We start from the raw sequence: 21,569 nt of genomic DNA, 5'->3' as shown, positions 1-21,569 counted from the left end.
TACCTTTGCTGCATGCCAATTGAGTATACTAGAAACGAAAACTTAGGAAGTCAGCCCAATAACCCTCTTCACGGAGTTAAGCTGGCAGATATACTCAATCATTTGGTGACAGAATTAGGGTGGAAGCAAATGGCCAATGAGGTCAATATCAACTGTTTTAAGAGTAACCCTACCATTAATTCTAGCCTTAAATTTCTAAGAAAAACTCCATGGGCTAGAGAAAAAGTGGAAAGGCTTTATCTACAAATAATTGAAGAATAGCATGAGTGAGCAGCAGCAAGACAAAGGGAAAGGTGCGTTCAGAAAAGCTTGGGACGCACAAAAGAAACAGGCAAAAAAGCACAACACTAAGCCATCTTCAAAAACGAAACTTCACCCAAGAAACCCTCATAACGGGCCTTATAATTTAGATGAACTCGTAAAGAGTGTTCCTGAGCTAGAGGAGTATATAACCCTGAATGTAAAAGGGGAAAAAACGGTAAAATTTGCCGAACCTCAGGCAGTATTGCTGCTTAACAAAGCCTTGCTCCTCACCTACTACGACCTAGAATTTTGGGAAATTCCTGAAGGTTTTCTTTGTCCACCAGTGCCTGGCCGAGCAGATTACATTCACTATATGTCCGATTTATTGGCTGGAAGCAACTTTGGCAGAATGCCGAAAGGCGATAAAGTCACCTGTTTAGATATTGGTGTAGGCGGCAACTGCATTTACCCGATTATTGGCTCGCATGCTTATGGCTGGAATTTCATTGGGAGCGACACAGATACAAGGGCTAAGAAGTCGGCTACGGACATTGTAGCGAATAACAAAAGGTTGAAAGGCAAAGTAGAAATCAAGCTTCAACCCAATATGAAGGACATACTCTACGGCATCATTGACCATAGCACCAAGGTAGATATGACTTTCTGCAACCCTCCTTTCCATGCTTCTAGAGCCGAGGCCAGAGAAAGCTCACTCAGAAAGCAGAGCAACTTGCAGAAGAAAGGCGTAACTGAATCTGTGCTTAATTTCGGAGGGAAAGGTGGCGAACTTTGGTGCGAAGGTGGCGAAAGGCGCTTTGTGAGCAACCTGATCAAAGAAAGTAAGAAGTTCGAAAAGAATTGCTTCTGGTTCTCTACACTGGTTTCTAAGCAATCTAACCTTAAAGCTTTCCAAGATTCACTAGACTATAATAAGGCCACCGATGTTCGGGTAATTTCCATGACTCAGGGTAATAAATCTAGCCGCATTTTGGCATGGACATACCTAGACAACGAAGAAAGAAAAGCATGGAGAGCTGAACGGTGGGGCTAAACCAAGTTGACTTTATGCTTAGCTAGTTCTATTTTAGAACAACATATGAGCACAATATCACAGCCTACCTTTATAGAATTAGAAAACCTCCCGAACCCAAGCCTTAAGCAAAAACTTATTACTTCCGTGGTATATGGCGTTATATTCGCCATTCTCCAAGTAGCCCTGTCCTTAGCAAGTAAGACTGTTGAATACTACCTGCTTTCAGGTCTATTCTTCGGGATTTTCATGGGGTTTGCCAATCCTTACTTAAGTCGATTATTTCGATCAAAAAAGAGCAATGGAGATGAGAGAGCAGAAGGCATCTCTTTCAATGAAACTGAAAAAATCTTGGTTAAAGGAGCTGTCAACCTTTTCAAAAACAACTTGGGCGCTGGTGGAGAAATGTACCTAACCACAGAAAGGTTAATTTTTACTTCACCTAAATTGAGGTTCAATAACGATGTGCTTGAACTTCCATTATCATCAATTGAAAACGTAGAGTCTAAAAAAAGCAGTTGGTTAGTGAATGAAGTCTTTACCGTTCGTATTCCAAACAAGGAGTATCAATTTGTCTCATTCAACAAAGACGTATGGATTAGTCAAATTCGGAAACAACTTGGAAATTGATAAAGCGAAACTCTTACAAAGCAACTTCTAAATACCTCTGAACCTCTTAAGAATAGAACTCTTTCTGCCATGTCGAAAGACCAATTCATCATTTAGCCTTTAACATTCACAATTCTAGAAAAGTCAACCCAAAGACATCTACACATTAACTCATATAAACATCAATGCTTCCAAAGCTCCCAAGCTCGAAACATTTAATTAAATTCGAGACATGGAAATAAAGGAAATTAACGGCTTCGAACACATCCCCTATTCTCATGTGCATTACAAGCCAGAAGAAATGGTTGAAAGAAGCCAAAAGTTCTACGATTGGATGGAAACCCGCAGGTCGGTTCGTGACTTTTCTGACAAACCTGTTCCAAAGGAAGTTATCGAAAACATCCTTAAATCTGCCTCCACGGCACCATCAGGAGCACACAAACAACCATGGACTTTCTGTGTGGTAAGCAACCCAGAAATCAAAAAACAGATTCGAGAAGCTGCAGAAAAAGAAGAATACGAAAGCTATACAAAACGAATGAGCGAAGAATGGCTAGACGATCTTAAGCCTATGGCAACAGATTGGCATAAGCCTTTTTTAGAAACGGCTCCATACCTTATCATTGTAATGAAAAGGCCTTTTGAATACGATTCTGAGGGCAAAAAACACCAGAACTACTACGTGAATGAGTCGGTAGGATTAGCAGCTGGAATGCTTATTACAGCTATTCACGATGCTGGTTTGGTTACACTTACACATACACCAAGCCCAATGAATTTCTTGCAGAAAATTCTTGAAAGACCAGACAACGAGAGACCTTTCCTTTTACTTCCTGTGGGTTATGAAGCTGACGAAGTATTTGTACCAAACAACCGCAGAAAAAGCCTCGATGAAATGGCTGTTTTCTATGAGTAAGCTACTCTGGCTTTTATTGATTTTCGTATTTAGCTTTCAAAGTCTTCAGGCCCAACGGTACTCTAAACGGCAGATTAGAAAGGATCTAGAAGAGTTACCGGGCTTTGAAAATGCCTTTATTGGCTTTTTACTAGCAGACCCAAGTAAAAGGAAGCCCATTTTTGAGCAGTATGCAGATAAGCATATGACTCCGGGTTCAACCACCAAGCTCTTCACTATTTATGGAGCAATGAACCATCTGCCAGAGGTGCTTCCTGCATTGGAATATACTATCAAAGGTGACTCACTTATCTTTTGGAGTACAGGCTATCCCCTCACTTTACATCCAGACCACACGGATTCTACAGTGATGAACTTCCTGAAAGAAACGGGCAAAAACCTCTATTACTGGCCCCGACCTACAGAAGACTCTCGTTTTGGCCCCGGCTGGGGTTGGGATGATTACCCCTACTACTTCGGAGCAGAGAAATCCGTTTTCCCTATCCATGGCAATAGCGTAAAGTTCATTTTGGATAATAAGAACAAAACCTACACCATGTCGCCTGAATACAGAGGGTTTCGCGTTTCTGTAGATTCACTTTATGCAGAAAGGTCTAGCGTTACTCGCGATGAATTTTGGAATGAGTTCAAGATTCAGTTCGCCACTAATTACGATGTAGACACTATCACTAGAGCCTTTCATACTTCCGATGCTCTGTTCACTGAATTGCTAAGCAATGCAATTCAAAAGCCTGTTCATACTTTAGAAATGGAGGCTAGACCAGAGAATCATGAAACCCTCAACGGAGTGGTAGCCGACAGCCTTTATAAATGGACACTCCAAGATTCTGACAACCTCTTCGCTGAACAGATTATGCTAATGATCAGCGGGCAACAGAGTGATACTTTGGGTACGGAAAAATCAATAGCTTTCTTAAAAACAGAAGATCCCTTATTGCAAATATTCCAATATTCTTCTCCTCTCATTTGGAGAGATGGCTCTGGTCTTTCTAGGTATAACATGTTTACTCCAAGTACGTTTGGAGCAATGCTTTATAACTGGACATATCCATACCCAGGAAAACGACTAGCAGAATCGCCTTCTACGGATTTCCTAAACTTCTTTCCTCAAGGAGGAACCTCAGGCACCCTTAAAGACTGGTACGGCCCCTATGTTTATGCTAAAACTGGAACCTTGAGTAACAATCATGCTTTGGTTGGATATATCCTGACGGATGAAGGCAAAACACTTCAATTTGTGCTGATAGCCAATCACTATACAGTACCAACCAGCACCATCCGCAAATCTATGGGCGTGATTCTGGAAAAAATTAAGAAGGGTTACTAGGTGTCCGGGAAAATTATAGGCTCTAAGAGTGCCGTCCTTGCGAGTCACAAAAAGAACGAAGCGAAATTTTGTGATGCGGCAAACTGATCCCGAGAATTCAAGAGAAACCATCTGCTACAGCCACTCCAGTCGTCAGACCAATGACTGGTAAGATCAGCTGAGGCCGAAACGCAGGAATGCTTGAGAAACAATTGGTCAGACGACTAACTGCTACCTCTCAGCCTTGCACCTGAGTAAGCCATTGGGAAACTGGGTAATTGGTGCTCGGGAAATAGTGGGTTAGGTAATCGGACTCCGAAGTCTCGGGGCGGAAAACAGTTTAAGAGCCTTAGTCACCCACCTTTTCACCTCGACCGTAGCGGAGAGGCCTAAGTGGGAAATTGGTTGATTAGGAAATTAGTAATTGGCGCTTGGTGTTCGGATCCTCAGCAAAATTCACTTTATACGTCATTGCGAGGAACAAAATGAACACGGTGAATTTTGTAACGCGGCAATCTTTTTGTTCTGGGCAGCAGACCACCTAACAGACAGATTGCTTCGTCATAAAATCTTATTAACACAGGTTTTATTTCTCGCAATTACAGACCCGATACTGATTTCCGATTAACTGATAACTGATCGTTGCCCCATCTATCCTAAGACCTCCTTTTCAACAAAAGGAAAATACTCGACTGCTAATAAAGGTGTGTGCAAACATTCAACATTCCACATCAAACACTCAACATTCAAATCACTTCGCCTTATCCCAAAGCTTTTTAGGCGGGACCACCACAAGCGAGAATTTCAAATAGCCAGCATCTTTCAACTTGTATTCCTGAATAGGGTTATTCAATCTTTCGCCAGGAAGAGAAATGATGTAAGCCACATTATTCACATAAGAAGCTTCAGCAGTAGCCCAAAGCCAATCATGAATTTCTCTTTCAAATGCCAAACTCATAATGAAATCTGCTCGCTGTAATGTAAGCTGATTCTGTTCTTGAGAAAGCGCATTAGTCACATTAAATCTCCAATTATCGAACTGCGCCTTCAAAATAAGGTAAGCTTTTTCTGAAGGATGGTAGCGCAAACTAGCATAAGATGGCAGAAATGATTCAATCATCATTTTCGAACTCAAGGCTCTATTATAGGCCAATGTAGGGTAAACATTAAGCACCCCAAGTGCATAGTTCACAATGAGTCCGTAGCCTAACTCTAACTTCTCAGATTTTCGAACATTATAAGCTGCTGAAAGAAGGTACCTGGCAGAATAACGATCTACACTGCTGGTATCGCTAGCTAATTCGGTCACTCCCATAAAGGTGAGCTTGCGTTGATCATCTAGCTTGCGCTGAAACAAGAAGTTTACCCCCGTGTTGACTAACTTCTTTTCATTCAGATATCGGTAAATATTGTCGTTGTCTTGAGGAATGAAAATGGTGTTATACTGCTGCCTGAGGTACTTCAGTTGAAGTCCGAAAAGCGTTTTTTCCTTCAGAACCAAAGGAACACCTAAACGAACAGTAAAAAGCTGATCGCTCACAAACTTATTTTCTGGTTGCCCATCACTGTAGAGCGTCTGGTAATCGGTAAAACCACGATACCCGACCTCAATAACCTTGGGTCTAAACTCCAAAAGTTTTTGGGCATGCGCGGTAGAAGCAATAAGCAAAAGAAGTGTTAGCAGTTTCAGTACTCTCATAAGTCTAACAGCGAAATCTCAACAGCTCAAAATTTCGGCATGCAAATAAACAAATTTATTAATAGGAACTACGCTGTAACCCCAGCTCCTTTAAAAGTCTATTTACATTCTATAAATACTGATAATCAGTCAATTGTTTAAAGTAACGCATTCTATTTTAGGCTACTTTCAATGAGTATATAAGGTAGTTGGAAGCAGCTAACTAGTCTCCATTAAGGCTAATTGACTTGCCAGAATAGAATGACGACCATTCTTAAAAAAACCTTCATTGGAGGCTGCTATTATTTTTATCTTAAGGGCTTATTCAACTCAAATACTAATGAAAAAGACTCTTTTATTATTTAGTCTAATCTTAACCACTGCCGCCTTTGGGCAAACTGAAATTACTTCAGAAAAGCTCTCGGGGTTACGGCTAAGAAATATTGGCCCTGCTGCCATGAGTGGCCGAGTGGTAGATTTGGCTGTCAACGAAAACGATCCTTTCACTTATTACATAGCCACGGCCACTGGTGGAGTATGGAAAACCACCAACAATGGTGTTACTTCAGAACCAGTGTTTGAAAACGAAAACACTCATTCTGTTGGGGCTATTGCATTGCATCAAAAACACACCAATATTCTTTGGGTAGGAACTGGAGAGCGTGCCAATAGACAAAGTTCTTCTTGGGGAGATGGTATTTACAAGTCTCACGATGAAGGTAAAACTTGGCAACATATGGGCCTTAAAGATTCTCACCATATTGGCAGAATTGCCCTTCACCCTACCGACACCAACACGGTTTACGTTGCGGCAATGGGTCACCTTTGGGGACCAAACAATGAAAGAGGTCTTTACAAAACCACTGATGGTGGTGAGACTTGGGAAAGAATCATTTATGTAAATGATGATACTGGGGTTGTTGATGTAGCGCTAGATCCGCAGAACCCAAATATCGTTTACGCAGCTACCTACCAGAGAAGAAGAACACCATTCGGTTTCGATGGTGGCGGACCTGGCTCTGGCTTGCACAAGTCTACAGATGGTGGAAAAACCTGGAAAGAATTAAGAACTGGCCTTCCTGAAGGCAATTACGGTAGAATAGGTATTTCAATCTTCAGAGCAGATCCGAACATCGTTTACGCATCTGTTGAGCAAGGTTTTCAATACAATGCTTCTACGGCATACAACGAAAGAAGAGCTGGGCTATACCGCTCAAAGGATAAAGGTGAAACTTGGGAGTTCATGAGCGACTGGAATCCTCGTCCTATGTACGCCAGTCAGCCTTTAGTAGACCCAAGCGATGCTTCTAGAATCTACATGATGAACCAGTACAGCTATTCGTCTGATTCTGGTAGAACTTTCCGTCCGGCAAGACAATCACTACATGGTGATGATAGAATTTTCTGGGTAAACCCTAAAAACTCTCGCCATGTAATGAAAGGCGATGATGGTGGCTTGGGAATCTCTTATGACAGAGGCGTTACCTGGCTTTACATCACTAACCTACCTGTTTCTCAATACTATAGAGTTGCTGTAGACATGGCTAAGCCGTACAACGTTTATGGTGGTTTGCAAGATAACGGTAGCTGGGTTGGCCCAAGTGAAACCTACAGAACCAATGGAATTCTTAACGAGGATTGGAAAAAACTAGGTGGTGGAGATGGTTTCTTGAACCTACCACATATGACTGACGAAGACATAGTATATACTGAGTCTCAATACTTAGGCCTAACTAAGTTGAATATGAAAAACGGGCAAAGTCAGTCGATCAGACCAGGAGATCCTACTGGACATATTGGTGCTAGAAGAAATTGGGATGCTTGGGGGCCTGGAACACCAGAGCCAGAGTTAGGTAACGCTATGGAACCTGCTAACTGGGATGGTCCATTCTTTTTGAGCTATCACGATCCAAACACTATTTACTCAGGTACAGAGCAACTTTGGAAAAGTACCGATGGTGGTGCTACTTGGAAAAGCTTAGGCAACCTCACTACTCGCGTTAACAGAAGAGACTTAACTATTATGGGTCAAAAGGCGGATACTTCAACTGCTTCTTTAGATGATGGTATTCCTTACTGGCCAACACTTACTGCAGTAGCAGAAGATAGATTCATACAAGGCCACTTATACGTGGGTACAGACGATGGGCTTGTTCAGGTTTCTGAAGATGATGGTAAAACGTGGACAAACGTAACTAGCAAATTGCCAGGCCTTCCTGCAGATTCATGGGTGAACACTTTCGAGGTTTCTTCTCATACTGCCGGAACTGCCTATGTAGCCATAAACAACTACAGAAATAACGATTTCAACAATTACGTTTACCGAACAACCAATGGAGGTAAAACTTGGGAGTCTGTTGCTGGAGATTTACCTGCCGACAGAGTAGCAAGAACACTTAGAGAAGACCCTAAGAACCCTAACGTACTTTATTTAGGTACCGAACTTGGCTTATTTGTGAGTTTCAACAAAGGAAAAAACTGGGTTGAACTGAAGAACAATATGCCTACCCTACCATTCAATGACTTGGTTATTCACCCGCGAGATAATGATTTAGTATTGGCTACACATGGTAGAGGTGTTTGGATTCTAGACAATATCAGTGCACTTCAAGAAATCGGAGATCAATACCACCAGAGGTTCGCTCTATTTAGTATTGCAGATGCCGAAATGATAGACAGAAACATTAGCGGAGCGCATACTGGAGATATGTACTACAGAGGTGAAAACCCAGCTGTTGGTGCTATGATCGACTATTATGTACGTGAAGATGTAGATGCTGATAAGTTAAAACTTACCATCCATGATACAGACGGTAATGAGCTAGCAACATTAAGAACAGATGCCAAAGCTGGTATTCACAGAACCTATTGGAACTTCCGTGGCCCAGATTTTAAACCAATGAATCAGAACCCAGACAACAACAGAAGAGGTGGTTTCAGAGGTTTTGGCCTAGGAGGAACTCCTATCCTTCCTGGCGTATACGTTGCTCGTTTGACATATGAAGACAAAGTAATTGAGCAAACCTTTAAGGTGAAAAACGACCCTCGCTTAGAAGTAAATATAGACGCTCAAAGAGCCTGGAAAGAGTCTTTGATGGGTGTTGGAGAAGTTTACGAAATGGTAGTAGACGAAATGCTGCCTGCGCAAAAAATGGGATGGCACCTAGATAAGCTGAACAAGGAAAAAGTAGAGTATAACGAGGAAGCCGCAGAAGCTATTGAAGACCTTAACAGCAAATACAGCGAGCTAATGAGCCGTGTAAGATCTGTTTACTTTGAGGCCAGTGGCTGGATAGGCCCTCTTTCAGGCGACCAAAAGGCACAGTTGGACTTCTTTAAAACTATGTTACCTAAGCTAAGACAAGAAACCAATCAGGTAATGAAAACAGCGATACCAAAACTTAACAGAGGTTTGAGTAGAGCAAATAGATATACCGCTAACTAATTGATGACAAATGAAGAACACTAAACTATGGACAACAGCAGTATTATTACTGCTTAGCGTTTTTGCTTTTGCACAAAGTGAACGGAGTAGACAAATACCAGTAGAGTCTGCGGTGGTTACTCAACATGAAGTAACCATAAAAGGGAAGAAAGTGCCCTACAAAGCTACTGCTGGCACTCAACCCGTTTGGGATAATTCTGGTAAGCCAGTGGCTACGCTTTTCTATACTTTCTATGAAAGATCTGACGTAAACAACAGAGATAAGCGACCGTTGGTCATTAGCTTTAATGGTGGCCCTGGTTCTGCCTCTGTTTGGATGCACATTGCTTATACAGGACCAAAAATCCTCAAGATTGATGATGAAGGCTACCCAGTTATGCCTTACGGCATCAAAGACAACCCACATTCAATTTTAGATGTGGCCGATATTGTTTTTGTAAATCCAGTGAATACGGGTTATTCAAGAATTGTTGATCCTGAAGCTGACAGACGTCAGTTTTTTGGAGTGAACCAAGACATTCGCTACTTAGCTGAGTGGATTAACACTTTCGTTTCTAGAAACAACCGATGGAATTCTCCGAAGTACTTGATTGGCGAAAGTTATGGTACTACCAGAGTTTCTGGCCTTTCATTAGAGCTTCAGAATAGCCAGTGGATGTTCTTGAATGGAGTAATTTTAGTCTCTCCTACTGAATTGGGAATTGAAAGAGGCGGACCTGTTGAAATGGCTAACCGATTGCCATATTTCACAGCAGCCGCTTGGTATCACAAACAGTTACCAGCCGACTTACAGAGCAAAGACCTCTTAGATGTACTTGAAGAGTCAGAAGCTTATACACAAAATGAGCTTTTGCCAATGCTGGCCAAAGGTTGGTTGGCCACCGATGCTGAAAAGAATGAGGCCATCCGTATGTTTGCCAGATACTCAGGTTTAGACGAAGAAGTAATCCGTCAGCATAACCTAGATGTACCTGAGAATTTCTTCTGGAAAGATCTTTTGAGACATGAAGGATATACAGTAGGCAGATTGGACTCGAGATACAAAGGAATTGATAGAATGGAAGCTGGAATGAGCCCTGACTATAATTCTGAGCTAGACTCTTGGTTGCACTCCTTCACCCCTGCTATTAACTATTACTTCCCGAATGTTCTCAATTACAAGACCGATGTGAAGTACAATATGTTCGGTCCTGTAAACCCTTGGGATAGAAGTGGCGACAGAACTGGTGAAAACTTACGCCAAGCTATGGCCATGAACCCATATTTGCATGTTATGACCCAATCTGGATATTACGATGGTGCTACCACTTACTACAATGCTAAGTACAATATGTGGCACATGGATCCAAGTGGTAGGCTAAAAGACAGAATGAGCTTTAAAGGCTACAGAAGTGGCCACATGATGTATCTAAGAGCTGAAGATTTGGCAAACGCCAATGACGATATCCGTGAGTTTATATTAAATAGCCTTCCGGCTGAAGGAACTCCGGCTAAGTATTAGTTGATCGGTTAATCGGTTAAATGGAATTCAGGAAAGGAGCTTCGGCTCCTTTTTTTATTCATCACCTTTTTAAAAGCCATTTAAACCATAGGCTGAACTCAGAAACCGATTAAGCTCAATTTTCAACTCTTACTTCTCTAAACCCTTAAATTTCAAATCAAAAAGCAACAAAACTCGAACCTCAATAACCATTGATCAAAGCACTCACTAGCTCCCTACAACAGAATAAAGAGGAAAAAGAAAAGTACCGTTGGGCAACTGCGGCTACACTTATAGTACTGTTCATCATCGGTTCAGTAATGAATGTTCCCTTTAGCCGTGAAGTAACCAGACTCAACATTGAAGCAGGTAAAGCTGACTCCACTATGAGTCTAGACCTTCTTTCACACCTTACTCAAGTAGGCATAAGCAGTCTGATATTGGGAGCTATTCTGGTTTTCATAGGCATTTCAATTTCGTCAAATACTAATCTAGGTGCACCAGTCTTAGCAAGGCTTTTCTCCGGAAAACCGATGAGTGAACTCGTTAAGGTTAAAGATGTGCTCTCAAGTATAGCTTTAGCTTCTCTGGTTTCAGTGATTCTATTAGGGCTTTTCGAGCTACAAAAGAGCTTCTACCCAGTAGACCACCTGATGGATAGACCTGACAAACCATTTTATGTACTAGTCTCATTTTCTGCTGGCATCACGGAAGAGATTATGTTCAGACTAGGGTTGATGTCGCTGTTGGTTGCTGTTTTTCAGTTCTTCAAAAAAAACACCTCCCCTTCCCCCAAAAGCATCTGGATAGCCATCATAATTTCTTCTATCTTCTTTGGGCTAATCCATCTTCCATTGTCTAAAAACTTTGTAGAACTAAAAGCCTTTAGCATAGCTGTTACAATGATTGGTAACCTGATAACCGGCATCACCTTTGGCTATATTTTCTGGCGAAAGGGACTACTTATTGCTATTCTTTCGCACATAGTTTTCGATTTGATTTTCCACGTTGTAGGCTCTCCTTACGCATAGTATCCGAGAGAATCACCCAGCACAACCAGCATAACATTACACTCCTTGTATTTGCAACGATTTAGATTTTAAAGCATTCAAAGAACAACAGCATGGCACTCTAATAACTTACTCAGAAGGGTTAGAAAAGCTGAAGAAAGTACTCAAATTCTTATAGAAAGAAAGAACAGCCAGAGGTTACTCGAAAGATGTCTAGGGCTGGTAGTTTGGGAGGCCTCGAAGTAACTAAAATCATTAACTAGAAACCTATCTGGCAATAAAAACAACCAGCCCTTTTAAGCAAGGAGAAAGTCATTTATACAAAAGGTCCAGTGATAATTACTTCTCTTAAATTTAGAACAAGGGAAAAGCTTCTTTAAACTTGATTTATCTTTCTTAAACAGATAAAAGAATGTGTATATTTTGATCAGACACTAATATCGTATAGACTGGAAATTATCTACTTTATTAGTATTACTAAAAAAACTGCCTCTTACTAATTAAAGCACACACTTTGCCATGAAATTTACTTTGACCCTCACATTATTTTTTTTAATAGTAACAAGCGTAAATGGTCAAGAGTCTAAAAAGTACATGAAGCTGAAAAGAAAGCTCCAATACCAAGAAGGGTATATTGTCTCAAAAGATTCGATAAAGGTTGAAGGTCTTATCAAAGACCAAATCATGAATGAAAATAAGAAGTTTTCTAAAGTAACATTCGTGCAGAAAGATGGTACAAAGGCAAGCTACTTTCCTAACGAGGTAAGAGGTTTTGGGTATTCCATGTATAGATATGTTTCTGACAGCTCATCCTTTTATGAAATATTAAGCAAAACAAAAAAGATTGGTATTTATAGAAAGTTAACGAGCACTTTTTGGACGACTCCTTCTCCTTTCGGTACGCCTGACGCCATTCACACATCCACCCTAGAAAATCTGTATGTAAAGAGAGATAGTGAATCAACTTTTAAACTCGTTAGGAGGAGAAACTTCATAGAGGACTTCTCGGAATACTTCAAGGACTGTCCTGAAATAGTAGAAAAGATTACCACAAAAGAATATACGCACAAGGACATTAAAAAAATAGTTAGTCTTTATAATAGGTGTAAATAGAGCTAATAGTGAACTCCCTAATCTGTGAAGTTTTAAACAAAGAATATCTAATAATCATGTTGTAATTTTTAATGTAATGAGTAACACCAAGCCTAGATTCAGGAATATTTTTCTAGCCATATTTAGTGCCATAGCGCTAGTACTCATCTTGGATTTTGCCTTGTCAGGCAAGGTGATAAACGCTCAGGTAGCAGGAGTTCAGAGTGAATATCAGCAGTATTACAATGCCGCTCAGAATTATCACTACTCCTATATGGTATTTACTGAAGAACATGCCTTCCCCGTTTCGGAAAGCTTTGCCGAAACAGTCGAAAAAGGAGATTCTGTAGAGTTTTCGGTCTCCATTCTGTTCAATCAAGTAAACTGGTATCGTATGAGTGGTGATAACAATCGATCGGTCTACTCCCTCAGGTTGATGGCTGGATTGGTAGCTCCATTGCTAGCTTTAATAGTCTTCTTTATAGCCTATCGCTTCAAGCGAAATCTGAGCACATTAATATTTGTACTACAGGCCATACTACTAGCAGATTTGATTTTGACTATAATTTATTAAGCCATTACTTTTGAATTGGTCTGTGAACAACATTTTGCTTATCAGGTATTAATTGCTCACTTACCTCATTCAAAAAAGCTGTAGCCAAGTATTACTTTCCTTACTATGAAAAGTATACCTGACACTTCAATAGTTTTCACATCAATCACTATTCTTTTTTGTAGAAAATTCAGATTTTGATAACTGAATCAGAAGTTTTATTCCACCTTCATTTAGACTAAAAAGATGCTTAAAAAGCCTTTTCTATTTATTTTCGCGCTTACGCTCTTAACCCTTAGTTCTTGTCATTTCGGAAGAATGATTCGCTATGGAACTGAAGATATAACCGACCACAAGATCTTTCCTAAAACGGAGATTCAGTCACCTCCAGAAAAGCATCCGTACAAAATTAAAGACGAAAAAGCCCTTTTCGATGATTATACAGTTCCTCAAACGGATCAAACATTGGAAGATTTTCTATTGGAAACCAAGACTACGGCCTTCCTAATAATAAGAAACGACTCGATTCTATATGAACAATATTTTAGAGACTACGAACCTAGTGACGTTTCTAACATATTCTCTGTAAGCAAGTCTGTTACTTCACTACTCATAGGTATTGCAATAGATCAGGGCTACATAAATAGTGTAAACGATAAAGTAACCAAATACCTGCCGGAACTAGCCGAAAAGAATTCTGATTTCAACCAATTAACCATACTCGATTTATTAAACATGAGGTCTGGCTTAGATTTTAGTGAATCTTACAAAAGCCCATTTTCAGAGGTAGCTAGACTGTATTACGGTAAAAACCAATTAAAGCAAATTCAAAAGCTTGAGTTTTCTAGCTCTCCAGGAGAAGTTCATGAATACCAGAGTGTTTCTACTTCCATTTTAGGTATGGTGATTGAAAAGGCTACAGGAAAGGCTTTGGGTAAATATCTCGAAACAACAGTTTGGCAACCTATGGGTATGGAATTCGATGCCAGTTGGAGTGTTGACGATAAAAAAAACCAAAGTACTAAAGCCTTTTGCTGTTTGAATACAACCGCTCGTGACTTAGCAAAAATAGGCAGTCTGTACCTTAAGCACGGAAATTGGAACGGAAAACAGATTGTCTCTGAAAAGTGGGTATCTAGCACAGTTACACCTAATCTAGACAACGATTGTTACCAATATCAATGGTATAATACCGAACGAAAAGGCTACAAATATCAAGGAGAGTACTTGAAAGACTCTTTGGCCGTAGTAGCCTTAGCGGAAAATTTGGGCCTTAAAACATACGAACCAGTTTATGAGTATGTTCCTTCAGAAGAAAAAGACCTCTGGGGCTTGCACTATTGTTCTAACTATTATTACGGTTTGGGTGTTAATGGGCAGTACCTATTAGTAGATCCAAGCAAAGATTTGGTGTTTGTTAGGTTGGGTGAAAAGTTTGACGCCAACTATCTCATGCTTATCAATAGTCTGAGAAGTTATTTATAAGAAAAGAGATCTCCCCAAAGGTAAAATTCAAGCAAGAAATCGAGTAATAGGCAAACCTTAGTCTCTATCTTGTCATTGTTTAGACTAAAAAAGGCTGTCATTTCTGACAGCCTCAATTCATTACTCAGCCAACCACTTCAAAGCCGTTTCATCGTCTATAAACAGGCGTATTTCTCTATAACCTGCGTTCAGACAATAATTCTCCCACTGCTTGTATCCGTTTACATCATCTCTCACTATCAACGCACGTTTGTAAACAGAAGACAATCCAAGCTGAGTTAGCTCTTGAGAAAGGTTACTCATATCTCGTTCATCGGCCTTTAGGTATGCTCCACGCAAGTCAGTTAACACTCTCTTCAACCCATGCTGACTTGCCTTCTTCCCTACTTCCTCAAAATACCTTTGGGCGATTTCTTTAGTAAGATCTCCTTCAATTCTTCCAGAAATCATATTTAGTTCCTCAACCACTTCAACCTCAAACATCCAGCCCCTCCTTTCAAAAGCGGATGCAAAGGTAATGACTAAACTTATAGAAACAAATCTTACCTACAGAATACCAGATAGTTACACTTAATTCTGCACGCAGCGTTTGCATAAAAAATTAAACAGAACTAAGTATAACTGATATAAGTAGAATAAACCGCTATTCTACCCATCTATAAAATAAATCCAAAGTTCATGATACGCGACACATCATGCAACGCACACTACCCCCTCCAAATTTCTCGATGGTAGGGATTGAGACCGTTTGAATTTTTGAATGAGCAGAGATGGTATTTAACTGATTTTCAGTGAGACTATCATAAGCCGCTTGCGACATTACTATTACTGATTCACCCTGGTGGTTAAACACTTCTAGCATATTTCCTGCAAAAGAATACATTTGATCCATGGTGATTTCTACCACTTCATGACCTGTTTCTTCCAAGGTTCTGATTACATCAAACCGTTGATCGGCCTGAATAGATTCAGTACAAATAACAGCATATTTACTCGCGATACACATAACCACATTGGTGTGATATACTGCTACGCCTTCCTTATTGAACGACTCAAACAACACTGGTTCGTAGCCATTTATTTCGCAGAGCTTATTGAGCACATCTCTATCGGTACGAGAAGACAAGCAGGCATAAGCCAAGTCATGCTCATAATCTATCACCACACTTCCGGTACTTTCCAAAAACATATTGTTTTCTTCGTACTTCGAAATGTCAATGATTTCATCAACAGCTACTCCTTCATCTACCAACTGATCTAGTAAATCCAGCCTTCTCTCCCACCTTCGGTTTTCGGCCAACATAGGATACAGGATAACTCTGCCATCGTGAAAGGAAACCCAGTTATTAGGGAACACCGCATTTGGCTTTTTAGGCTCATCAGTATCGTCAATTACAACTACATCAACGCCACTAGCTCTCAATGTATCTACTGCTCCATTGAATTCCTCTATGGCCTTGTGCTGAATGTCCAGAATCTGATCTGAACCCTCAGTATCTTGAAAAGAATTAGTTTTTGCTGTCGATGGGTCGTAACCAAAATGTGCAGGTCGCACCATCATAATTTTTGCGGCAGCTTGCCTCATATATTTCTATTTTAAAAACCGTTTACTCAAACCAAAGCCGAAGAGAAGATCGGCAGCATTGCTAGAAAAACCAGTACCTCCGTAAATATCTAATTGCAGACTCGAATTTACCAAGTAAGTAAAACCTGCATCCATTGAGTGACTGCTATCTCCGATTTCAGGAAAAGCGCCATAAACTTCTAGAAACACCCCCAGTTTACTAGTGGCGCTGTAACCAAAGTTGAGTGTGTAAAGGCCTGTACTAGTTTTCAGGTCTTGAGATAAACCCAAGCCCAAGTTAGATGAAATTGAAAATTGATCCGAAATAGACTTATCGAAAGCCAATCTCACATCGGCTACTGTACCATTAAAAGTTTCTTCAAAAACATCTCCACCAATACTTGCTACTAAACTGATATCTGGCAACTGGCTTTGACCTCTTAAAAGATTAAATTTTGCACCAAAGAGGGTTGGTACAAAGGCAACCTCTTCAGACTGAAACTGATTACCTGGCCTTATCCTCATTTTTGAAACTTCTTGCGAAAGCCTTAATTCAATTCTATCTGTGAGTCCATATCTCAATAATGTATTGTTAATTGAGATGTACTGAAAGTTGGTGTTTACAATACCTCCTGAGCCATTTGGTATAAACATTTTTTCTTCCACAAGAAAAAAACCTGTTTCAATTTGAAACGCACCAACTGGTACAATCGCTGCAGCAGAAGTTTGTGTAGGCCTATCTGTGTATATGTTTTGGGCATTTACTGATAGAGCAGAGAATAGCAGCCCAGCTACCATTACGCATAAAACTCTAAGTTGCTTCATAATGCCAAATGTAATTAATAGTGCTTACTTAGAAATGCCTTGATATCTTTTCTGGAAAGATATTTCTGTACGAATACCTGCAGATTAAAATGCTTATTGAAAATGGCAAAAGTAGGTGTAATTGGCTCCTCATTTTGCTGAGTAAAGAGATAGGCCAATTGATGGTATTTTAGTTCTGAAGTATTGCTATAAAGCTTGCCGTTGAATTGGTACGACTGTGGATCTTCAATATCTAATAATACAGGCCAAAAGCGTGCTGCAATTTCTTCCTGAATATCTGCCTTACTAAAAGCTTCTCGCTTCATCTTCTTGCAGTAGACACACCATTCTGCTTCAAGAAAAACCAACACAGGCCTTTCTTCGACCTTTCTTAGACTATCGAGTTCCCCAAAATTGAACCACCTGCCTTGCGCCTGAGTATTCAGACACAAGAGCAGGAGCCCAAACATCAGAGAAGTCTTAATCATTATTGCTAATCTTTATGCTGAAGAAGTAAGTTCTAGGCCTACCCGGTCCGTATATGTAATCGGAGTCTCGCGTTGGCCCTCTTTGAAAGTCGTCTTGATAGCTATTGAGAAAGTTCTGAATGCCAGCACTCGCTTCTATATGCAAATATCGACCTATATGAAAATGATGAGATGCTTTAATTGTGGCATCCCAAAACACATCAGAATTCCGTAGAACCAAATTTCCACTTTCTTGTAAAATCTCGGGAACAATCATGCCACCAGTAACTACATTAGAAAGGCTGAATTGCCAGCTATCAGAGTATTCGTAGGTTAAGTTTCCAAAACCATAAGCATTTGGCATGCGCATAAATCTTTGACTACTCACCAACTGCCCTTCTCCGCCATTTTCTGGCTCAAACAACACCTGTTCTTCATCAAATCTGGTACTTTGAAAAGTAGCACCAGTTTGAACTACCCATTGGGTTCCTAGCGCATAGTTGATTTCGGTATTCACTCCTGCCACCACTGCACCTTTGCCATTCCTCACTTCTTCAATGATGGAACCGTTAGGTAACTGACTTCCAGTATTCACTAAAACAAACGGATTATTCAGCTCAGTGTAGAAACCTTGAACATTCACCTCTAGCTGCTGCTTACCTACAACTTTGGTGTAGGTCCAAGAAGCAGTGAGCGCATCGGAGGTCTCCTTCTCCAAATTTTCAGAAAGCAACACAAATACAGGCTCTCCTCCTGCGGAAGCTATATGCAAATCTTCATTAAAGGCTTGTGGAGCCCTGAATCCTCTGGCGTACCCTCCTCTAAATTGGAGATTACTGTTGATATCATACAAGAAAGTGAACCTCGGACTGAATACACCGAAATCATTATCAATAGACCGCTGAAAACTCCCTACACGATACTGGCCCTCTACCATAGACCTATCATAACGAGCTCCTGTGAGGAATTTAATTCGGTCAGAAGCCGTCCATTCCCACTGAGCATAATAACCAACCGACTTCACTGACTGATCTACCAATCGCGAATAACCCGGTATTCGATCGTCTGTCTCGTTCGCCTGATACTCTACTCCTGCAGTCCATGAGTGAGGTGTATTAGACGATCGCACCCATTGCAAGCCAGTCACTAAAGACTGATCGTCAGTTATACCATAGGCATTTGCAGCCAATAGACTATCTTCTGCAGTGTAAGAACCACCCAAACCACCATAGTAACTATCTCTGTCAGTATTCTGCCATGAGATGTAGGCAGATAGCTTATTGTTGTCACCAACAAACTGCTCAAGCTCTGCAGAAGTCATTAGAATCTCGTGCTCCAACTGTTCTGTAATGTCGGTAAACTCAGGTCGAAGACTCAACTTATTTCCACCTCTTCTAAACTCATCGATATAATTGAGTCCAACATTTAGCTTTGTGTTTTTACTGAATTTATAAAAACTCTTTAGACCGATGGTCGAAGCATCCAACTCAACCAATTCAGTAAAACCATCATCATTAGCATCATAAGCATCGCGATTTCTTTGGGTTGCAAAAGCTGAAATTCCGAAGTCCAAATCATTAGAAACATAGGCACCATTTACCGAGTGATTCCAGTCTAATGCTTCGCCTCCTATGACCGAAAAATTACTCCTTGCCTCCCATGTATTGAGCACTGGTTCTTTGGTTATAATGTTGATAGTTCCGGCAATTGCATTGGATCCATATAGAGCTGAACCACCACTCTTAACCACCTCGACTCGATCGATCATATAAGACGGAATCATCTCCAATCCATACACTCCAATGAGCGAACTAAACACTGGTCTGCTGTTCACTAAAATCTGCGTATAAGGACCTTCTAATCCATTCAAGCGAACTTGGGTAAATCCACAATTCTGACAGTTGGTTTCCACCCTTACACCAGACTGAAAATTCAACCCTTCGGCCAGTGATTGAGACTGTGTTCTGTTAAAGGTTTTTGAACCAATTACATTTACTACTACAGGTGATTCTTTCTTGTCAGTTTCATAGCGATTAGCACTCACAACCACCTCATCTAAACCAAGTACATCAGGTTCTAAAACAATGTTGAATTCAAGGCTATTTTCTCCTCCAAAGCTCAAAGATTTCACCACCTTTTTATAGCCAACCAAACGTATTTCTAGAGCGAGATTTTCAGCAGCTTTTACCTCCAAAAAGAAGGTACCACTTCTATCTGTTACGCTGGCAATATTTGTTCCTTGTATAAAAACAATGGCGCCTTCAAGGGCGCCATCAGCATCGTTAACCGTACCAGTAATTTTCACCTGTGCCTGAACAGACAATGAGAGAAATGTAAAAAGAGCAAGTAATACTGACCTCATAACCTTTAAATCTTTCGTCAAATTTAAAGATTCTCACCTACTCACAGAAATATTAATTTCTGTTTTTCTCATTTTATTTTTAGACAAGACTAAATTTAATCTTTTATCTTATTTTAAATCAATACATTACATACCTTTTATTTATGTCTTTCTTTCAATACTGAAATCACATCATTTAAGGTAAAACCCTTAGCCTCCAAGAGCATCATATAGTGAAAAAGCAGATCGGCAGATTCGTTTAGAAAGAGGTTATCATCACTATCTTTCGCTTCTATCACCACTTCTACAGCTTCCTCACCTACCTTCTGAGCAACCTTATTAATACCTTTAGAAAACAGTCTTGCAACGTAAGATTCTTCTGGAGACTTCTGTCTTCTCTCCTTAATTACTTCTGTTAGATGACCTAAAAACTGAAGGTTATTTTCATTGCTTTCTTCCCAACAAGTATCGTCTCCAAGGTGGCAAGTTGGGCCTTCCGGATTAACCTTTACTAGCAATGCATCTTGATCACAATCGGGCGAAATAGACACAAGGTTTAAGAAGTTTTCTGAGGTCTCTCCTTTGGTCCAAAGTCGCTGTTTTGATCTACTGAAAAAAGTAACTTTTCCAGTGTCTAAAGTTTGCTCTAAAGCAGCTTCATTCATGTAGCCCAACATTAACACTTTTCCCGTATTATTGTCTTGAATTATGGCTGGCACAAGACCATCTTCTTTGCTAAAATCTATTGCTTTGATATCTTGGATTTGTCTCATTTTTCTACCCTCACCGGGATGTTATTTTCTTTTAAAAAACTCTTTAAATCTGGTACTGAAATTTCCTTAAAATGGAAGATGCTTGCAGCCAAAGCAGCGTCTGCATTTCCATCAGTAAAGGTGTCTACAAAGTGATTCATTTGCCCCGCCCCACCCGATGCTATTACCGGTATAGATAAGGCTTTCGAAATCTCTGAAGTGAGCTCATTTGCGAAGCCCGCTTTGGTTCCATCATGGTCCATTGAGGTGAGCAAAATCTCTCCTGCCCCACGCTGCTCAACCTCTTTAGCCCATGGTATAGTTCTAAGCTCAGTAGGAGTTCTTCCGCCTCTCACATGGACAATATGTTCTCCCTCTACAAAGCGTGTATCGATAGCCACTACCACACACTGACTCCCAAACTCCAAGGCCAGCTCATTAATTAAATCTGGTCGCTTTACAGCTGATGAATTGATGGAAATTTTATCGGCTCCAGCATTCAATAAAGCCGACACATCTTCTATGGAGCTTATACCTCCACCCACTGTAAAAGGAATATTGATTTCTGCGGCTACTCTCCTTACTAGCTCCACTAGTGTTTTTCTCTTTTCAACTGTGGCTGTAATATCAAGAAACACCAACTCATCTGCCCCTTCAGCGGCATAAGTAGCTGCCAACTCCACCGGGTCACCAGCATCGCGCAAGCCCACAAAGTTGACTCCCTTCACTGTTCTGCCATCTTTAATATCTAGGCAGGGAATAATTCTTTTAGTTAACATTTGATTCAATTAAGA

The 21,569-nt window shown here is 40.5% G+C and carries 19 protein-coding genes; 11 read left to right on the top strand and 8 right to left on the bottom strand.

Features of this window, described 5'->3' with window-relative positions; translation table 11 throughout:
- Nucleotides 1-12 precede the first annotated feature (12 nt).
- From T7867_RS13750 to T7867_RS13730, 5 genes are all read left to right on the top strand, one after another.
- Nucleotides 13-261: a VF530 family protein gene (locus T7867_RS13750; protein ID WP_068223336.1), complete on the top strand. Its 249-nt coding sequence runs from the start codon at nt 13-15 to the stop codon at nt 259-261.
- Between the two features lies 1 nt (nt 262).
- The gene (gene rlmF, locus T7867_RS13745) at nt 263-1,294 is read left to right on the top strand and encodes a 23S rRNA (adenine(1618)-N(6))-methyltransferase RlmF (protein WP_322299439.1); all 1,032 of its coding nucleotides are present in this window, start codon (nt 263-265) and stop codon (nt 1,292-1,294) included.
- Between the two features lie 45 nt (nt 1,295-1,339).
- On the top strand, nt 1,340-1,903 hold the full coding sequence (locus tag T7867_RS13740; RefSeq protein ID WP_322299438.1) for a GRAM domain-containing protein: 564 nt from the start codon (nt 1,340-1,342) through the stop codon (nt 1,901-1,903).
- Between the two features lie 211 nt (nt 1,904-2,114).
- Nucleotides 2,115-2,798: a nitroreductase family protein gene (locus T7867_RS13735; protein ID WP_322299437.1), complete on the top strand. Its 684-nt coding sequence runs from the start codon at nt 2,115-2,117 to the stop codon at nt 2,796-2,798.
- Entirely contained in the window at nt 2,791-4,125 is a 1,335-nt protein-coding gene (locus T7867_RS13730; protein WP_157717686.1) for a D-alanyl-D-alanine carboxypeptidase, read from the top strand. Before T7867_RS13735 ends, T7867_RS13730 begins: the two co-directional genes overlap by 8 nt.
- Nucleotides 4,126-4,855: 730 nt before the next feature.
- Here the strand turns inward: T7867_RS13730 and T7867_RS13725 are convergent.
- Complete coding sequence (locus T7867_RS13725; RefSeq protein WP_068223351.1) at nt 4,856-5,803, bottom strand: DUF6268 family outer membrane beta-barrel protein; 948 nt, start codon at nt 5,801-5,803, stop codon at nt 4,856-4,858.
- Nucleotides 5,804-6,122: 319 nt separating this feature from the next.
- On the opposite strand from T7867_RS13725, the gene T7867_RS13720 reads away from it, so the two are divergent.
- The 6 genes from T7867_RS13720 to T7867_RS13695 all read left to right on the top strand — a co-directional run bounded on the left by T7867_RS13720 (nt 6,123) and on the right by T7867_RS13695 (nt 14,847).
- Complete coding sequence (locus T7867_RS13720; protein ID WP_068223354.1) at nt 6,123-9,227, top strand: WD40/YVTN/BNR-like repeat-containing protein; 3,105 nt, start codon at nt 6,123-6,125, stop codon at nt 9,225-9,227.
- A 10-nt stretch (nt 9,228-9,237) separates the two neighbouring features.
- Nucleotides 9,238-10,728 (top strand): S10 family peptidase, encoded by a 1,491-nt coding sequence (locus tag T7867_RS13715; RefSeq protein ID WP_068223357.1) that lies wholly within the window; start codon nt 9,238-9,240, stop codon nt 10,726-10,728.
- 191 nt (nt 10,729-10,919) lie between these two features.
- A complete protein-coding gene (locus T7867_RS13710; protein WP_068223360.1) occupies nt 10,920-11,738 on the top strand; it encodes a CPBP family intramembrane glutamic endopeptidase in 819 nt (272 codons plus the stop codon).
- 573 nt (nt 11,739-12,311) lie between these two features.
- Complete coding sequence (locus T7867_RS13705; RefSeq protein WP_157717687.1) at nt 12,312-12,830, top strand: hypothetical protein; 519 nt, start codon at nt 12,312-12,314, stop codon at nt 12,828-12,830.
- A gap of 76 nt (nt 12,831-12,906) precedes the next feature.
- On the top strand, nt 12,907-13,383 hold the full coding sequence (locus T7867_RS13700; protein WP_068223366.1) for a hypothetical protein: 477 nt from the start codon (nt 12,907-12,909) through the stop codon (nt 13,381-13,383).
- A 225-nt stretch (nt 13,384-13,608) separates the two neighbouring features.
- Nucleotides 13,609-14,847 (top strand): serine hydrolase domain-containing protein, encoded by a 1,239-nt coding sequence (locus T7867_RS13695; RefSeq protein ID WP_068223369.1) that lies wholly within the window; start codon nt 13,609-13,611, stop codon nt 14,845-14,847.
- A 120-nt stretch (nt 14,848-14,967) separates the two neighbouring features.
- Here T7867_RS13695 and T7867_RS13690 read toward each other — a convergent pair whose 3' ends face one another.
- From T7867_RS13690 to hisF, 7 genes are all read right to left on the bottom strand, one after another.
- Complete coding sequence (locus T7867_RS13690; RefSeq protein ID WP_068223373.1) at nt 14,968-15,330, bottom strand: hypothetical protein; 363 nt, start codon at nt 15,328-15,330, stop codon at nt 14,968-14,970.
- 193 nt (nt 15,331-15,523) lie between these two features.
- Nucleotides 15,524-16,432 (bottom strand): citrulline utilization hydrolase CtlX, encoded by a 909-nt coding sequence (ctlX, locus tag T7867_RS13685; protein WP_221406008.1) that lies wholly within the window; start codon nt 16,430-16,432, stop codon nt 15,524-15,526.
- Between the two features lie 6 nt (nt 16,433-16,438).
- Nucleotides 16,439-17,236, bottom strand: coding sequence for a transporter (locus tag T7867_RS13680; protein ID WP_084375721.1), 798 nt, complete (start codon nt 17,234-17,236; stop codon nt 16,439-16,441).
- A gap of 14 nt (nt 17,237-17,250) precedes the next feature.
- A complete protein-coding gene (locus T7867_RS13675) occupies nt 17,251-17,703 on the bottom strand; it encodes a thioredoxin family protein (protein WP_322299436.1) in 453 nt (150 codons plus the stop codon).
- Nucleotides 17,696-20,044 (bottom strand): TonB-dependent receptor, encoded by a 2,349-nt coding sequence (locus T7867_RS13670; RefSeq protein WP_322299435.1) that lies wholly within the window; start codon nt 20,042-20,044, stop codon nt 17,696-17,698. Before T7867_RS13670 ends, T7867_RS13675 begins: the two co-directional genes overlap by 8 nt.
- A gap of 137 nt (nt 20,045-20,181) precedes the next feature.
- Entirely contained in the window at nt 20,182-20,796 is a 615-nt protein-coding gene (gene hisIE, locus T7867_RS13665) for a bifunctional phosphoribosyl-AMP cyclohydrolase/phosphoribosyl-ATP diphosphatase HisIE (RefSeq protein WP_322299434.1), read from the bottom strand.
- Nucleotides 20,793-21,554, bottom strand: a complete 762-nt coding sequence (gene hisF / locus T7867_RS13660; protein WP_273272749.1) for an imidazole glycerol phosphate synthase subunit HisF — start codon at nt 21,552-21,554, stop codon at nt 20,793-20,795. The genes hisIE and hisF overlap by 4 nt, the downstream gene beginning before the upstream one ends.
- Nucleotides 21,555-21,569: the final 15 nt, after the last annotated feature.

It is taken from the genome of Roseivirga spongicola (assembly GCF_034376045.1).
In the GTDB taxonomy this organism is placed as follows: domain Bacteria; phylum Bacteroidota; class Bacteroidia; order Cytophagales; family Cyclobacteriaceae; genus Roseivirga; species Roseivirga spongicola.
Note: the sequence above shows the minus strand (reverse complement) of the source record. Positions and strands in the feature narration are given on the sequence as shown.

Coding starts and splice junctions, on each gene's coding strand:
- hisIE (WP_322299434.1), bottom strand. CDS start 20,796: ATGAGACAAATCCAAGATATCAAAGCAATAGATTTTAGCAAAGAAGAT.
- T7867_RS13720 (WP_068223354.1), top strand. CDS start 6,123: ATGAAAAAGACTCTTTTATTATTTAGTCTAATCTTAACCACTGCCGCC.
- T7867_RS13670 (WP_322299435.1), bottom strand. CDS start 20,044: ATGAGGTCAGTATTACTTGCTCTTTTTACATTTCTCTCATTGTCTGTT.
- T7867_RS13715 (WP_068223357.1), top strand. CDS start 9,238: ATGAAGAACACTAAACTATGGACAACAGCAGTATTATTACTGCTTAGC.
- T7867_RS13740 (WP_322299438.1), top strand. CDS start 1,340: ATGAGCACAATATCACAGCCTACCTTTATAGAATTAGAAAACCTCCCG.
- T7867_RS13675 (WP_322299436.1), bottom strand. CDS start 17,703: ATGATTAAGACTTCTCTGATGTTTGGGCTCCTGCTCTTGTGTCTGAAT.
- T7867_RS13700 (WP_068223366.1), top strand. CDS start 12,907: ATGAGTAACACCAAGCCTAGATTCAGGAATATTTTTCTAGCCATATTT.
- T7867_RS13725 (WP_068223351.1), bottom strand. CDS start 5,803: ATGAGAGTACTGAAACTGCTAACACTTCTTTTGCTTATTGCTTCTACC.
- T7867_RS13705 (WP_157717687.1), top strand. CDS start 12,312: ATGAAGCTGAAAAGAAAGCTCCAATACCAAGAAGGGTATATTGTCTCA.
- hisF (WP_273272749.1), bottom strand. CDS start 21,554: ATGTTAACTAAAAGAATTATTCCCTGCCTAGATATTAAAGATGGCAGA.
- T7867_RS13750 (WP_068223336.1), top strand. CDS start 13: ATGCCAATTGAGTATACTAGAAACGAAAACTTAGGAAGTCAGCCCAAT.
- ctlX (WP_221406008.1), bottom strand. CDS start 16,432: ATGAGGCAAGCTGCCGCAAAAATTATGATGGTGCGACCTGCACATTTT.
- T7867_RS13695 (WP_068223369.1), top strand. CDS start 13,609: ATGCTTAAAAAGCCTTTTCTATTTATTTTCGCGCTTACGCTCTTAACC.
- rlmF (WP_322299439.1), top strand. CDS start 263: ATGAGTGAGCAGCAGCAAGACAAAGGGAAAGGTGCGTTCAGAAAAGCT.
- T7867_RS13680 (WP_084375721.1), bottom strand. CDS start 17,236: ATGAAGCAACTTAGAGTTTTATGCGTAATGGTAGCTGGGCTGCTATTC.
- T7867_RS13690 (WP_068223373.1), bottom strand. CDS start 15,330: ATGTTTGAGGTTGAAGTGGTTGAGGAACTAAATATGATTTCTGGAAGA.
- T7867_RS13730 (WP_157717686.1), top strand. CDS start 2,791: ATGAGTAAGCTACTCTGGCTTTTATTGATTTTCGTATTTAGCTTTCAA.
- T7867_RS13735 (WP_322299437.1), top strand. CDS start 2,115: ATGGAAATAAAGGAAATTAACGGCTTCGAACACATCCCCTATTCTCAT.